The 250-nt window shown below is 41.6% G+C and carries 1 protein-coding gene; it reads left to right on the top strand.

What is annotated here, in order from left to right; genetic code table 11:
- On the top strand, nt 1-250 hold a 250-nt coding region (locus SB658_RS26080; protein WP_410603382.1), incomplete at both ends, for a MarR family winged helix-turn-helix transcriptional regulator.

The following is a 250-nucleotide window of genomic DNA, read 5'->3' as shown; positions in this document are numbered from 1 at the left end:
GCTTGTCAGCGGGAATGTGACGTACGTAATTGACAAATTAGAACGAAATGGTTTTATTGAAAGAGAGCAGGACCCAAAGGATAAACGGTCGGTTTATGCCCATTTAACAGATAAAGGGCGCAGTTATCTTGATAAGATTTACCCGATTCATTCTCTGCGGATTGCGCGTGCCTTCTCAGGCCTCTCGCGAGAAGAACAAGAACAATTGATTAGTCTATTGAAAAAAGCAGGTATTCACAGTCAACATTTA

Source organism: Bacillus sp. SIMBA_008 (assembly GCF_046535495.1).
GTDB lineage: Bacteria > Bacillota > Bacilli > Bacillales > Bacillaceae > Bacillus > Bacillus subtilis.
The sequence above is the reverse complement of the archived record's forward strand: the minus strand, read 5'-3'. Positions and strand labels throughout refer to the sequence as shown.